Origin of the sequence: Acinetobacter sp. V102_4 (assembly GCF_031799005.1) — a bacterium.
GTDB classification, from domain to species: domain Bacteria; phylum Pseudomonadota; class Gammaproteobacteria; order Pseudomonadales; family Moraxellaceae; genus Acinetobacter; species Acinetobacter calcoaceticus.
Map to the genome: position 1 here is coordinate 72,070 of NZ_JAVQNR010000036.1, position 15,556 is coordinate 87,625.

Below are 15,556 nucleotides of genomic sequence, written 5' to 3' on the forward strand. Positions count from 1 at the left end.
GATGAAGCTTTTATTTTCTAAAGATGAATTAAATTCTAAAAAGTTAAGTGATTTAATATTAAGCTTATTTGAACAAAGTGGTCATATTAGTTTTTTATGCGATGAGACTTTATTGAGTGGATTTTTTGATGAGTTTATCGAAAAGTTAAAAGATTATGAATTGGAACCAATAGAGATTGCCGCTGCTGCTAAAAAAAATAGCCGTCCAGCTCTTTTTTTTATAAAAATAAAAGTGAAAGAAGATTTAGTAAATTCATTAGATTTTATTACTCAGATATTATTAATGAATTTGGATCAAAATGAGGATGGTTATTTTATTCATGGATTTAGCAAAATTGATGATCTAAAAATTGCGGTTCAAACTTTTAAAAAACTTGTTATTGCAAAAGATACAAAGAATAAATTTATTTTCCGCTGGTATGATCCACGAGTGTTGGTTTACTTGCCTGCAATAATTGATAAGAAAAGCGAACGAATTGAATCATTTTTAGGGAATTGGCATTTTGTTTTTTTTAACGGTTTGTATGAAGTGAAAATTCAAGAAAAAAGGGCGCTTTTTCCTCTTACTTTTACAAATGCTGAGTCAGCAAAACTAGATTTAATTGAGTTATCGAATACGGTGATTAAGCAATCTCTTATATATGACGAGAAGTTATTGATTCGTCAGGATGAGATATTAGATTCACTTCATCAAGCAATAACACATTATGGAATTTTACATGTAACGGATCTAATTACTTATGGAATGTATTCCGTTATTTTGCATAGAAATTTTATAAAAAGTCATTTGATTTCAGACATACTTGATCATTATTGGGTTGATAGAAATGAGGCCAACTCATTTACCAAAGCAATGGACTATTTAGAAGAAGATCAATATTCACAAGTTATAAGAGAATGTAAAGAGAGCTACCATGGCTAATGATAAACCGACTTTTGCGAAACAAATGAAAAAATTTGGGACGCCAGCACAACAAGAGCAGAAAGTAGTTCAAAAGTTAGGTGTTAGTCCAAACCCAAGCAAAATTAGTCAGCAGGCTGCTGCATCGACGACTCAGAATAATAAAATACCAGTCACTCAGATGTCTAAAAAGGAATGTACTAACTTTTGTCGCCCTACAGGTATAAATATATTACCTCTTAAATATTCTGTAGCTCGTTTAGGAGTAAAACCATTACCAGCACAATTAGGGGGCAATGTTACTAATGTTCCACTTAAGGAATATAAATATACGGTTCGAATGATTGATTCAGGATATATTTACTTACTCATAAAAAGAAAATCAGGGAAAAAAGAGTGGGTTGCGTATATTACCAATAAAAAGGGATTTCATCAGGAGTTTGCTATAGGGAGCAAAGCTCCAATTGTTGCTCAAGATTTTGCATGTAATAAAGCTGGGCATAGTGCTAACGCTTCTTTAATTACTATTCCTTCGGTAAATAATGATGATGCCCAAACGGTCTATTTACTTCATGCTCACGCTCCACTCACCAAAAAAATGAGAGAAAAATTTGAAAAAAATGCTGATCAGTATGCGACTTCAGGCTACTGGCAAAAAATTGATGTAACAAAAGGAGCTGTCCAGCAACATTGTCTTTCTAGTGCCCAGTTAAGTACTGTTGCATTACCTTTGGAATCATATGGTTCTGCTCGTTGGGGAGCAATAAACAAGAAATTTGGTGAGAAACCGAAAGAGCATATTGGTGTTGCGCTTTATGATCCGATAGGAATTACTTCTAAATTAAATGAAGATCGTAATATATTAAGTTTTAAAGGAATTGATAGCTTCTTAAAAGAAGATAAAGACGGTTTTAGCAATGAGCATAAGCTTCAGACCATGACCTTAATCGATAATATGAAGCAAAACTTAGTTGCAAATTCTATTCAGGCAAAATTTAAAATCATTGATTCAAATGAACAGCAAAGCAAGAAAATTACAGATCCTTATCTTCAAGCGGCGATTCAAAGAGCTGAACGCTTAGGCGATAAAACGGGACTCGAGAATCTAAAGAATGTCGAAAAAAATGCGCCTGTCAAAGCTGCGGCAGAACTCGAAAAAAAAAGAGCAGAGGCTATTAAGCAGGCGACTGTAGATGGGGATACAGCATGGAAAAAATACCAAGCACAATTAAATATGAATAGCTTGGAGAAGTTCCGCAAGGATGTCGATAAGAAATCTGAAGAAAGTTATAGTGCAGCCGCTCGCTATCTAGATGATCATTATAACTGGTTGGTTTCTTCCAATCTTTTAAAAGGTCTATTCTATTTTGACCAAAGTGAGGAATTGAAACAGGGGAAAGTATCAAAAGAAAGCAACGGCTTTATTTTCCATGCAGTCATTATGGATTTAATGTATGGCATGAATTTATTACAGAAGGGTAAGGATTTACTGAATAAATGGATATGTGAAAAAAAGGTTCCAGATAAAAACTTGTTCTTGAGAGCCTATTGTTTTAATAACAAAGTCTTGATGGATGAGTATGCCAAGATATTTGAAAGTCCAAGTTCAGCAAAAGACTTACTGGATTATAGTAAACAGAGTTTTAGTATGTTTACCGCAGCCGATGCTGCATTTGATAGTTGGCTAGGTAGTATTGAGGGGAAAAAGTTTATCTCAGCAAATGATTTTAAATGGCCAGATAAACTGTTCTATTGGATATCTTTGATGTTGAATACAGCTCTAAAAGAGTTTGGTGATATACGTTTAAAAACGATACATATCAGTCAAATTACTGTCATGGCAACTCAAGGTGCACAAAGGCATACGGCTCAATTGTTATATCTAAGATCAGGAAATTTGGCTCAACAAATCCCATTGATGAGATTGATGTATAACCTAGAATTTAGAGCTGCTGCAATTTCGTCTTTACCGCAAAGTGGTATGACTTATACTTATCGCAATACTAGAGCGATAGAAATTAAAAACTCGGTATCTTTAGCAGTTAAAGGGCAACCCGATATTACCAAAAACCGAATACTTGCTATCGTAGGTGTTTTTGAGTTACTGAATTTTTATTTCCAATATGATGCTTGGAAATCTGATATTAAAGATAAGCCGGAGTTAGCAGTACAGTTAGCAGGTGCTTCTTTTACATTAACGGCTGTAGCTTTTGATATGCTAGGAGAATCATGGTTGAACAAAGGAGTTAATGTAGCTAATAAGGCTCAAGCCTTTAAACTATTTGCTGCTACATTAGGAACAATAGGAGGAATTATTGGATTAATAGTTGATTACAAAGCATTACAGGACACAGATGATAAAATAATAAAAAATTTATTAAGAATTAAATATACAGCAAGTGTTTTTTTAGCGATAGGTCAAGTGCTATCACTCTTTACAACTATTGTATCTTATTCATCAAAAGAAATTGCAAAAAAAATGGGTGAGCGGATTACATCTAATCTCATTGCTTCTGCATTGATGGGCTCTCGAGCAATTGCTGGACTAACTGTGATAACTATTGCTGCAGTTGCATTAGAATTTTACTTAAGGAAATGTGTGTTAGATGATGAAATGGAAGATTGGTGTCAAAAATCTGCTTTTCATAAATCTGATAGTAAGGAAAAGCTCTACAAAACAGTAGATGAGGAATATGAAGGGTTTATGAAAGCTATTGTGAGTGTTTAATTATGTATGATTTAGTCAGATTTGAAGGTTATATCCAAAAATTAGAAGTTTATGAAGGTAAATTAAATACTTTAACTAATATTGGTGATTCGCAAATATCTTCTTCTGCAATTTTGTCGACGGTAGCTGAGAGTGTATCATTAGGAGTACAGACATTTTTTTTAGCTTCAAAAAGTCGGTTACATGTGCAATCTGTTGTAATTGAAATAGAGGGAAAAATCTGTATAGGTCAATTCCATCGTGCTTTATTGAAAGAAAATGAATATATAATATGTGTTGCTAAAAAAATAGGCAAAAACTTATACGAACTTTATTCTATATTAAGTCCAGAGACAGGGTTACTTCATATGCAAGTTGGTATGGGGGGGAGTGTAAAAAAGAGTTATGAGTCTGTTGTTAAAGGGGGGAGAGTCTGGTATTTATTAGGTGTTGCTATTATAGCTATTATACTTATATTGGGCGGAGATTTTGATAAAGAAAATCTATTAAGCTGGGGAGGGGTTCTGTTTTTATTTTATTTTATTTTATTTTATATTGTTAAAAAATCATTTAAATCTCTCAAACACTTTTCAGAGAAATCAGAAGAAATATTTAAAATTTATGGTTTCGAAAATCCAAAAGGAATTTTTTTATTATCTGGACGCCACTATAGTGATGATTATAAAATTCTTTTAGAGTCTGTATATGAATATAGAAAAGTTATTAAAAAAGATCCATATCCAGAAAGCTATATAGAGCAAAAAGAACGGAATGTATGATTTATTAAAGTTTGAAGGTCGCATTCAAAGACTAGAAATTTATGGTGACTCTTTAAGTGTATTTGGAAAGTCTGGTGGTGCTCAAATTGCATCTTCAGCGATTTTGAGTGGTGTGGCAGAAAATGTTTCATTGTCTGCACAAACTGTATTTCTCGCTTCACGTAGTCGTTTACATGTCAAATCAGTTGTTATGGAAATAGGTGGGAAAGTTTGTATCGGTCAATTTCATCGTGCGTTATTTGAACATAATGAATATGTCATTTGTGTCGTAAGACGTCTTGAAAAAAATTTGTATGAACTCTATTCAGTATTGAGCCCTAAAACAGGCTTACTTCATATGCAGGTTGGGATGGGAGCTTCTGTTAAAGCTCATCAGACTTCTATAGCTAAAGGTAGAAATGTTTGGTACGCAATAACAATTTTTTTAGGATCTTTAATTTATTTTTGGGCAAGAGGTTTTAATCAGGTTGATATATTAATTTTTTTAGGAGTGGTTATTTTATTTTATTTTTTATTATTAAAAATGCATCCAACTCATTAAAACATTTTTCAGAAAAGTCAGAACAAATTTTTAGTTTGTATGGCTTTAAAGACCCGCAAGAGGTTTTTTTATTGCCAAGTCGTTATTTGAGCGAAAAAGATCATTTGTTGCTAGAATCTGTATATGAATATAGAAAAGTTATTGAAAGTGATCCATATCCAGAAAGCTATATAGAGCAAAAATAAAAAAATGAGGGTAATAACTAAAGGCTAAAAGGTTATTTAAAGGTAAAGATTTTGAAATTACACCTTCAGCTGGTTCAGGGTCCAATCCACTCTCTAGAAAAAGCCAAATCTAAAATACCGGTAAATCAGAACGTGGGAGGCATTGCAGCAGGTACCGCTTTTGTAGGTGTACTTGCTGGAAGTAGCTCCTTACTCACAAGCTCACCTATTCTATTAATGGCTGGAAAAGCAAGAGATGGGATAACTTTTATTGGTGAAATAGATGGACATTCGATAATAGGGCAATTTACCACAGTACGTTTTGAGGAAAATGATGAGTTGATCGCTGTAATTAGCGAAAAACCTGTAAATGGGCGTCATCAAGTTTATGCTATCCTCGACCCGAAGTCTGGTTTGTTATATATGATTTATGAAATGGGGCGATCAGTAAAAAAAGGTTATAAAGCTATTTTTATGCAGACCTATTATTTTGCTCTAATTTGTTGGGGTGGGCTTTCTATAATTCTTTTAGTCCTTTATATATTTGATGCTAATTACTCATGGGGTTCCTTTTTTGATTTGATATCTTGGGTTCTCCTATTTTTAATTCTAGCTTTTTTATTTATGGGCTTTATTAATTATTTTGCCTATCGAAAATCATATGAGAATTTTGGTAATTTATCTGAACAAATATTTGATAAACTCGGATTCGATGATCCCAAAGAACAAGATTTTTATAATGATTTTCTAATTAATGATGGAATCAACATCAGTGTTATGGATTATAGAAAAAATTTAAAAGGCCCAGACCCTTATCCAGAAGATCATTTTGATAAGAAAAAATTTTGAAGTAAAAGGTTGCTTTATGAAGCTTAGATTGTTTGTCATTACCTTGATATTATTCACATCTGCATGCAGTCAAGACAAAGAAGAATACACTCAAGGAACATTGACTAAAGATTATAAAGATGTGTCTGAATATAAGTCTAAACATGATCTGGAAAAGGCTGCAAAAGCAAATGATGCAGAGGCTATTTTTGTATTGGCATCTATGTATGCTACAGGCGAAGGTGAAAAATTTGATCAAAAGAAAGCATTGGAACTATTTGAGAAATCTGCACAACTAGGCTCCTCAAATGCCATGCTTCAATTAGGTCTTATTTATCGAAATGGCAATGAAGTTGTTAAAAAAGATGATAAAAAAGCTTTAATGTGGTTTGAAGAAGGAGCTAAAAAGGGAAATCCTTCCGCAATTCACAATGTTGGGTTGGCATATTACAAAGGTTTAAATGTAAAACAGGATAGAGTAAAAGCTTTTACATATTTTATTCGATCTGCTGAATTAGGACTCATACAGTCCCAGACGGTAGTTGCTGCTCAATTATATGTAGGTGATGGAGTTGAGAAGGACATCAAAACATCTTTTAAATGGTTATTAAAAGCTGCTAAACAGGGAGATATTGAATCACAAAACAATGTGGGCTTGGCTTATGAGCGAGGTGAGGGTGTAGAGCAAGATCCGCTTCAAGCACTTGTCTGGTTTAAGCGTGCGGCTGATCATGGACATGCGTTAGCGCAATATAATACTGCTCTTAAATATTATAATGGTGCAGGTATGAAACAAAATTTAGATGAGTCAATACGATATGCAGAAATGGCTGTACGCAATGGAAATTCATCAGCCAAGACGTTGTTATATGATATTTACGCAGAAAGCAGTAGCTTGAAATATAATCCTGAGAAAGCTAATTATTGGAAGTCTAAAATATAAATTTATACTTAAATAAAAATTCTTTTGAGTGAAAGGCCTTTTTCCCTTTATCTAAACTTAAAAACTCGCAATATTCTTTAAAACTATAACGCCAAATAGTTTATTTTCTTGATATTGAGTGTAGTTTTGAGCCACCCGAGAACTTGACCTTAAAGTAAAAATAGTTACTCATAAATCTATGAGTTTTATTGATTCTACTGGCTCTCACAAAGTTAAATAAAAAATATACCAAATAGACAGATTAGTCTTGACAATTTTTGTGGTTTTTGTATCTAATTTTTTACTTTAAGTTTTGATGGTTTGTTCGTAACCAAATAGAAGCACCTTGTAGTTAATATAAACTTAAATATTGTTAAGCAAATGTTTCAAAAAAACTAAATGAATGATATTTAAATAAATTTTTAATTCAGTTTTTATTTTTATTTATTTTATTAAAATCAATTACTTATTTTTAATTACAAAAAATAACAATATTATATTTTTATAAGAATAACTTTATTAAGCTATATTTTATAACCATCTTAACTATTTACTTTTAGTTTAAGTTGATATGATTTTTATATAAAATATGTTTGTTTATATGATAAACTGCGCATAAATTTTTTGAATATAAGGTTTATAGTCTGATTTTTTAATGTTTTCTCAATATTAACTTTTCAGTAAAGCCTTGAATAAATAAGAAAACAGAGGAATGAAAGTTGTGTTGAAACGAAGTATTTTGATACTTTTTCTGACTGGAAACATTATCGGTCTATCAGGTGCTCAAGCAGCAGAACTAGAGCCTGTAAAACTTAAAAAAAGTTGTATTAAAAAGAATCCGTTAGCAGAAGGCCAAAATGATCCTGAGCTATTGAATATTTTTAAGCAAGTTTGTGATAGTGATAATACGACTCAAAAAAATGATTTATTAGCTAAAGCAGCCATGCGGTTTTATCAGACCAATCAACCAGTTAAAGCGTTGAATTTGGCAAGTCAATTGCAAAGTCAAAATATACGCGGTTCATTAATAACAGATGTTTTATTTTTATCTGGTGTAAGCATTGCAAATAACTCATTGCAGCAAATGCGAAGTCAGGAAATGCGTTATTTAAGCAACGATGTAACGTATCCACCCGCTAAACAGTTAATTGAAAATATTCATACTTCAATGCCTGCGCCTGATACTTCAAATGTTAAGGCTGCTACAGAAGGTGGCTCAGTTGATAACGAACGAAGAAGTTATAAAAAACAAACTGTAACACGTAACAGAGTTACTAGTTCCAGAACAGCAACTAAACGAGTAGCAACTCCAGCAAAAGCAACTGCGGTTAAACAAAAAACTGCCCCTGTAGCCAATGTTAATAAATCAAAAAGTTCGCCTTTTGACCCTTTAATTAAATAATCAGGAATAGAATCTTATGGCTAAGAGAGAAAGCGTACAAAAGAAGCTTCAGCGAATTCGACCTCCACGTGTTCAGCTTACATATGATGTTGAAATTGGTGATGCAAAAGAAGCGAAGGAACTTCCATTTGTTGTTGGTGTGATGGGTGATTTTTCGGCTGCATCTGAGCTTGAGCGTACAAAATTAAAAGATAAAAAATTCATCAATGTCGATTTAGATAATATTGATGAAGTTATGGAGTCATTGTCTCCAAGAGCAGCTTTTCAGGTAGATAATACGCTGACTGAAGAGGGTGGGCGAATTGCAGTTGATTTAACATTTAAGTCAATGGAAGATTTTCGCCCAGAAAATGTTGTTCAACAGGTTGACCCATTAAAGAAACTGGTTGAAGCACGTGAGCGTTTAACTGATTTGAGAAATAAGATTTCGAACAGTGAGCGTCTAGAAGACTTACTTGATGAAGTGCTTAAGAGTACTGATCAGATCCGTAAATTAAGTGCGGAGGCTGATCATGAATAATACTCAATCTGCAGCAATGTCACTTGTTGGAAATGAACAAGTTAATCTTTTAGACTCGATTGTTGAAGAAAGCCGTATTGCCCGAAATGAAGAAGAACATTCGCGTGCAAAAAGCTTAATCGGTGAACTTGCTAAAGAAGTAATGGCAGGAACAATTACAGTCTCTGAAAATATGACTTTATCAATTGATAAGCGTATTGCCGAAATTGATGCACTGATTTCAAATCAATTAAGTCAGATCATGCACAATGAGCAATTCCAAAAGATTGAGTCAACTTGGCGTGGTCTTTACTACTTCTGTCAAGAAACACCATCTAATCCGCTCATTAAAATTCGTATGTTAAATACGACTAAAAAAGAGTTGGTTAAAGATTTTCAAGGTGCTACAGACTTTGATCAAAGCACTTTATTCAAAAAAATCTATGAAGAAGAGTATGGGTCTTTTGGTGGTGCACCATATTCAGCACTCATTGGTGATTTTGAGTTTGACCGTACGCCTTCTGATATGTATTTGCTTGAGCAAATCTCTCATGTAGCAGCAGCAGCTCACGCACCATTTGTTTCAGCTGCTAGCCCAAGCATTTTGGGCCTTGAGTCATTTACCGATATTGATCGCCCTAGAGATGTTTCAAAAATCTTTGAAACGGCTGAATATGTTCAATGGCGTTCATTCCGTGACAGTGAAGATTCTCGTTATGTCGCATTAACATTGCCGCATGTGCTTGGTCGTCTTCCTTATCATCCAAAAGAAGGAACAGCTACAGAAGGGTTTAACTTTGCTGAAGATGTTTCGGGTGCAAACCACAACGAGTATTTGTGGATGAATGCTGCTTATGCTTTCGGTACGCGTTTAACAAATGCATTTGATATGCATGGTTGGTGTGCTGCAATTCGTGGTGTTGAAGGTGGTGGTCTAGTAGAAGGCTTGCCAGTTCATACGTTTAAAACACAAGATGGCGAAGTGGTATTCAAGTGCCCTACAGAAATTGCGATTACTGACCGCCGCGAAAAAGAACTAAGCGATTTGGGCTTTATTCCTTTAGTACATTGTAAAAATACCGATTACGCTGCTTTCTTTGGCGCGCAATCAACTCAAAAACCTAAAAAATATGACAATGATACAGCAAATGCAAACTCTGCTTTATCAAGTCAAATTCAGTACATCATGGCCGTTTCACGTATTGCTCATTATTTAAAAGCAATGATGCGAGATAAAGTGGGTAGCTTTGCTTCTGCTGGAAATGTTGAAGCATTTTTAAATGAGTGGTTGTCACAGTATGTATTGCTTGATGACGGTGCTTCCCAAGAAGCGAAAGCTCAATACCCTCTACGTGAAGCGTCTGTAAAAGTTGTAGAAGATCCTGCTCAACCAGGTCACTACAAATCTGTGGTTTTCTTACGACCACATTTCCAGCTGGATGAGTTGTCAGTTTCTTTGCGACTTGTTACTGAGTTACCTCAGTCCTCAAATTAATAAAGGTCAGCGAAAGAATAACTTTAAATTAAAAATAGGAAAGTTCTAAATGAAAGATATATACGTTGAGTTTCGCGGTAAGTATAAAGTTGATGGTGAATCTCGTGACTCTGAGCACAAAGGCTGGTTAGAGGTTAACTCTTGGTCTCACAACATTCGTCAACCTAAATCTGCTACTTCAAGTAGTGTTGGTGGCCATACTGCTGAACGTGTTGAACATTCAGATATGCTTTTTATTAAAGACCTAGATGCAACTAGCCCGAAATTATGGGAAGCATGTTCAGCTGGTTATACATTTGATGAAGTACAAATTGATTTTTATCGTGCGAATGGCGACAAACGCATCAAGTACTTACAAATTAAATTGAAGCATGTTCTTGTTTCTAGTGTAACTCCAACAGTTAACGAAGAAGGTGTTCCAACTGAAGCGTTTGGTTTGAAATACGCAGCTGTTGAGTGGACATATAACCAACAAGATATTAACGGTACTGCTAAAGGTGCTGTTACTAAGAAATGGTCACTTTCTAATAATACTGCTTCTTACGCAGCATAATTATTTAAGTGAATATTTGGTGGAGGCTGACATAAAGTTAGCCTCTGCTGTCTTTAAGCATGCTTGTTGTGAAATCGAATGAATTTAGATCGGCTTTATCCATACGGATTTCGTTCAACTCTGTTTGATCGTTTAATTCCTGAAAGTGAAGATTATGCAAAAGGTCTTTCTATTCAGCAATTAAGAGAATCGGTAGCGAAAGATTTAGAAGACTTGCTAAATAGTCGGGTCGCTAAATTGGACCACGTGGTCGATGATTATCCGCTAGTTAAAAAATCTATACTTCAGTTCGGGATTATTGATTTTGTGGGGCTTTCTACAGCCAATCCGCTAGATCGAGACAAGATTTGCCAATCAATTGAACAATCAATTGCAGCTCATGAACCCAGATTAAGACAAATACGGGTAGAGATGTTGTTGGATGGACACAATATGGGGGCATTGTGTTTAAGCATTCAGGCTTATCTCAATATTCATCCGCTGTATGAACCTGTCGTTTTTGATGCATTGCTAAAACCGACAACGCAACAATATGTAATTTCGGCGAGAACCTAAGCGTAGTGGGTGTGTTGTGATAGAAGAGCTTTTACCGTTTTACGAAAAACAACTACAAGAATTTGGTCAGCAATCTCGAGAATTTGCCCAAAAATATCCGAAAATTGCTCAGCGTTTATCGTTAAATCAAGAGCAGATTGATGATCCGCATATTGAGCGTCTAATACAGGCGTTTTCATTAATTGCTGCTCGCATTGATAAGAAACTTGCTGATAGTTATGACGTATTTACACGTTCTTTATTTGAGGTGATGTTTCCTCAATACTTACGTCACTTTCCTGCTTGTTCGGTGGTAAGTTTCGAAGATATAAATAAAATCAAACAGCTCACAGAAGCACATATTGTTCCCGCACAGACAGTCTTGAAGTCTCGCAGTTTTAAAGGTGTTCAGTGTGAGTTTAATACCACGCAAGAAATCAAATTACTTCCGATAAGTTTGCAAGCGCTAGAGTTCAAAAGTACACCTAGTGCACATATGCATTTAAGTCAAAATGCGACTTTAACTTTTAAGTTTGAAATTTTTAACCATGCTCATTTATGTTTAATAAATGAAAAGCTTCCTATTTATTTAGATGCAATTTCTAATTTTCCGCTTCAAGTACTAGACAGTATTTTTAAGAAGGAAACAACTTTTGCCATAAAAACAGGGCAGAGAGTTGTAGCGTTGGATAAAAATCCATTTGAGTTAACTGGTTTTTCAGAGCAAGAAAGTCTATTACCACTCGATCAACATACTCATCATGCGTATCGTTTGCTCATGGAGTATTTCTGTTTTCCTGAAAAATTTAATTATCTGAAACTTGATTTAGGTTTTTTAAAGAATTTATCTCTAGAAGGCAGTGAGTTTGAACTCCTGATCCATTTTAAATTAAATTTAAATGATCAAGCTGTAGTTCGAAATTATTCTGAGTTGAATGTTGCTAATTTTAAATTATTTACCACACCAGTCATTAATTTATTTGAAAAATATGCTGAACCTCAAAAAATCGTACACAAGCAATTAGAATATCCATTAATTACAGATGCACATCATCCTGAGTTTTATCAAGTCTATTCAATTACTGAAATGAATATGGTGCGTGAAAAAACTAGTCACGAAGAAAGCTATGTTCCGGTGCTGCCTTTTTTTGCGATGAGCCACTACCATGCGGACAAGGCCCGCTTTTTCTATTCGGTAAACTATCAAAAACTACAACCAAATTTTGTTGAAATGGGATATTCAATTATTTCTAAAAATTTAAATCCTTCTTCAACACGTTCAGATTTTATTAGTACAAAATTATTATGTTCAAATCGTGACTTGCCACATGAAGCATTGGGGCAGTCAAATAATATATTGAACTTAAATGATAGTAGTCTGGCCAGACGTGCCATTGTTTTAAAAAGGCCCACTAAACCTTATCAATTTGGACAAAGCCAGACTGAGCAGTGGCGTGTCATTTCACACCTTTCATTAAATAGTTTGGCTTTAATGAAAGGTGATGCCGTATCTCATATTAAAGAGTTACTTGCTTTATATAACTTACCGTTATCAAAAGAAAATTATCTAATTATTGAATCAATTAAACATCTCGGATTTTCACTTACCCACAAATTGGTAGATGGTAAACCATTCCCAATGTTTGTAAGGGGCGTGAAGGCCGAGTTGCAAATTGATACATCTGTATTCAGAGGGCATAGCCTATACATTTTTAGCCAATTGTTAAGTCGTGTTTTTAATTTAAAGGTTCAAATTAATAGTTTCGTTGATTTGGTTGTTAAGGATTATTCATCTCAGCAGGAGTTATACCAATGCAGTCAGAACGTTGGTGGCAAGACTCTTCTATAACAGCTGAGCTGTTTAACAAGCCAAAGTCTTTTGAATTTATTCAAGCAACACGTCTATTAAGGCACGATCCAAGTCGTGCGGTTGGTTCATCTTGGAGTGATCATTTCAAGTTTGAGACATCGTTTAATTTAAATTTCCCTGCTACTGAAATTGAAAATTTAGAATTATCGGATGAAAGGGTTTATATCACGAATTTAATTGTTGGTCTTACAGGTATCCAAGGTGCTTTACCTTATACATATACGAATAAGATTAAACAGGCCCCACGGCAGCAAAGAGCTGAAACTAAAGAGTTTCTGAGTTTATTTAACCATAAGCTTACTGCTCAATATGTAGAGTCCAGCATTACATATAATTTACCGATTCGATATGAGACTGAATATAAAAACGATTATTTAGATATTCTGCATGCATTGAATGGCTATGTGCGCTCCCAACATCAGCAAACAGAGCTTGATGACTATTTTGCAGAGTTTTCTGGATTAATGCAGGGCCAGAATAATACAGTTCATGCATTAAAAACGATGCTGTCCTGTATTTTTAAGCATGAAATTACGATTAAAGAGTTTATACAAGAATCTTTTAAGTTGGCGAGTGATCAATTAACGACTTTAGGTGGAAGTCAGCCGAGCTTACTTGGTATTAATACGTTTTGTGGGGAAACCATTCAGCAAATTGATGGAAAAATTGAAATTCAGATTGGACCACTAAAGCGTCAGCAATATTTAAATTTCCTCCCAAATCAAGAGTTGAGTTTAAAACTAAAAAAAATTGTAGAAACTTGGTGTAGTCCAACTTTATCGATAGATCTTCGACTCGTATTGGATGAGTCAGAAATACAACCTATTTGTCTAACTAAGAATAACCAGAATGGTTTAGGGCAGGGCTCTTTTCTTATATCACGACAACCAAAAGTACATAGTCATGAAACTTGCTATAGCCTTATTGGAGAGAGAATATGATTAAAAAAATATTACTCTCATTTATTGCTATTTTTTCAGTGGTTAGTGGAATTATTATTTTCTACTGGCGTGACGTTCAATATAACCCTGATAAAGGTGACTTTTTCCTTTATTTCTTATTGTTGCCAGCAATTATTACATTGGTGATCTTATCGCCTTGGTTAATTTATAGTGCCTATAAAACTTACAAAGATAAAAAAGAACAATCTATAAATCAAAATAAAGATGATGCTAATCAAAAACAAACCCCTGTAATTGACGCACCACTCGAACAGTTAGATTTTAATATTTACTCTGCTTTTGCTGTACATGCATTAGGTGAGAATGAATCAATTATTGAGCAGCTACAAAACTTCAAAAGCCCGGAGTTAGATGATCAACTGTTAAATTCTTATGGATTGCCTCTATTATCTTATCGTATTAAAGACTTGGATGAAGACAATCATGAGGAGAGTGATTACTCATCTCCACGACAAGTTCGTATGATGTTATTAATACAACAACAATTAGAACAAAATATAGAAAACTTATATCTTCTTGCAGAGCATTTAAAACGTTCGACTTTATTTTATGAGTCGCAACAATCTCGTGAATATCATATGCATCCGGCATGGGTTGATCCCGAGTCTGAATATGATGATGTTGAAATGCCTGTAGTCGAAGTTTACCGTTTAAATCGTTTAAATTTACACATCCTTCTTTCGGAGGATTTGCTACATATCTGGAATGATGATCAAAGTAATGAATTAATTTTAGAGTTCTTTGCTGAGATTGGTATTGCTCCGCAAAAGGTTCATATTGAATATCATTTTTTTGGAGAGCAATTAGCTTACCAAGAGTTGATACACCTATTAAAAGGTATTCATAAAAGAGAGCATGAGATGTTCTTTTTAGTCGTCGCTGATTCGGAGATTGATCAAGATCTAGTCGATGAAAAATCTTGGATGATTAAAGATTATATTCCTGCTGAATTTGCAGCAAGCTGTTTACTCGCAGATCCTTTAGTAAAAATTCAAGAATTAGAGCCTACTAAAGCACTGAAAGTGGTTGTGGGCCAACAAGATACAGCTAAGCTTTTTAATAACTTTGAATTTAATGATTTACCTCAGCATGAGGGTGAGGAACCTTATGTGCTGATATTGTCAGATCAGACCGATATAAGAGTTTCGAAGAAATTGCAGCAACACTTTCTTAAAACACCTGTAGAACCGCATCACTATATTTATGTGAAATCTTCATTAGGGCATACCCAACATTTAGCTGATATTTATGGCTTTATGCTAAGTATGCATTTCCCTGAACATATCATTCCTTTTGTCTTTGGTGAAAATACGGTGTCAGCACATACGTTTGTGAAGCATGTCACCGAAAATTCAGAAGATGATGTGATGGTGTTGAATAACTAATTTAAACTTTGGAC

At 34.3% G+C, this 15,556-nt stretch carries 13 protein-coding genes and 1 pseudogene; all 14 read left to right on the forward strand.

The window, feature by feature from the left end; genetic code table 11:
- Position 1: 1 nt before the first annotated feature.
- The 14 genes and pseudogenes from RMB13_RS08195 (at position 2) to RMB13_RS08260 (ending at position 15,542) form a co-directional block, all read left to right on the forward strand.
- A complete protein-coding gene (locus RMB13_RS08195) occupies positions 2–922 on the forward strand; it encodes a hypothetical protein (RefSeq protein ID WP_311084930.1) in 921 nt (306 codons plus the stop codon).
- Positions 915–3,629 carry a T6SS effector BTH_I2691 family protein gene (locus RMB13_RS08200; RefSeq protein ID WP_311084931.1) on the forward strand — a complete coding sequence of 905 codons (2,715 nt, stop codon included), beginning with the start codon at positions 915–917 and terminating at the stop codon, positions 3,627–3,629. Before RMB13_RS08195 ends, RMB13_RS08200 begins: the two co-directional genes overlap by 8 nt.
- Positions 3,630–3,631: 2 nt before the next feature.
- A complete protein-coding gene (locus tag RMB13_RS08205) occupies positions 3,632–4,387 on the forward strand; it encodes a putative type VI secretion system effector (protein WP_311084932.1) in 756 nt (251 codons plus the stop codon).
- Positions 4,380–5,113 (forward strand): annotated as a pseudogene (locus RMB13_RS08210) (putative type VI secretion system effector). The gene RMB13_RS08205 and the pseudogene RMB13_RS08210 overlap by 8 nt, the downstream one beginning before the upstream one ends.
- A 51-nt stretch (positions 5,114–5,164) precedes the next feature.
- Positions 5,165–5,941 (forward strand): putative type VI secretion system effector, encoded by a 777-nt coding sequence (locus tag RMB13_RS08215; protein WP_311084933.1) that lies wholly within the window; start codon positions 5,165–5,167, stop codon positions 5,939–5,941.
- Positions 5,942–5,957: 16 nt separating this feature from the next.
- Positions 5,958–6,863, forward strand: coding sequence for a tetratricopeptide repeat protein (locus RMB13_RS08220; RefSeq protein WP_311084934.1), 906 nt, complete (start codon positions 5,958–5,960; stop codon positions 6,861–6,863).
- A 691-nt stretch (positions 6,864–7,554) separates the two neighbouring features.
- A complete protein-coding gene (locus RMB13_RS08225) occupies positions 7,555–8,244 on the forward strand; it encodes a hypothetical protein (RefSeq protein ID WP_199991178.1) in 690 nt (229 codons plus the stop codon).
- 16 nt (positions 8,245–8,260) lie between these two features.
- A complete protein-coding gene (tssB, locus tag RMB13_RS08230; RefSeq protein ID WP_003651049.1) occupies positions 8,261–8,764 on the forward strand; it encodes a type VI secretion system contractile sheath small subunit in 504 nt (167 codons plus the stop codon).
- Positions 8,757–10,238, forward strand: a complete 1,482-nt coding sequence (gene tssC, locus RMB13_RS08235) for a type VI secretion system contractile sheath large subunit (RefSeq protein WP_311084935.1) — start codon at positions 8,757–8,759, stop codon at positions 10,236–10,238. The genes tssB and tssC overlap by 8 nt, the downstream gene beginning before the upstream one ends.
- A gap of 49 nt (positions 10,239–10,287) precedes the next feature.
- Entirely contained in the window at positions 10,288–10,791 is a 504-nt protein-coding gene (locus RMB13_RS08240) for a type VI secretion system tube protein Hcp (protein WP_003651052.1), read from the forward strand.
- Positions 10,792–10,869: 78 nt separating this feature from the next.
- Positions 10,870–11,346, forward strand: a complete 477-nt coding sequence (gene tssE, locus RMB13_RS08245) for a type VI secretion system baseplate subunit TssE (protein ID WP_002048404.1) — start codon at positions 10,870–10,872, stop codon at positions 11,344–11,346.
- A 16-nt stretch (positions 11,347–11,362) separates the two neighbouring features.
- Positions 11,363–13,174, forward strand: coding sequence for a type VI secretion system baseplate subunit TssF (tssF, locus tag RMB13_RS08250; RefSeq protein WP_311084936.1), 1,812 nt, complete (start codon positions 11,363–11,365; stop codon positions 13,172–13,174).
- Positions 13,138–14,136: a type VI secretion system baseplate subunit TssG gene (gene tssG, locus RMB13_RS08255; protein WP_311084937.1), complete on the forward strand. Its 999-nt coding sequence runs from the start codon at positions 13,138–13,140 to the stop codon at positions 14,134–14,136. The genes tssF and tssG overlap by 37 nt, the downstream gene beginning before the upstream one ends.
- Positions 14,133–15,542, forward strand: a complete 1,410-nt coding sequence (locus RMB13_RS08260; RefSeq protein WP_311084938.1) for a hypothetical protein — start codon at positions 14,133–14,135, stop codon at positions 15,540–15,542. The genes tssG and RMB13_RS08260 overlap by 4 nt, the downstream gene beginning before the upstream one ends.
- Positions 15,543–15,556 lie beyond the last annotated feature (14 nt).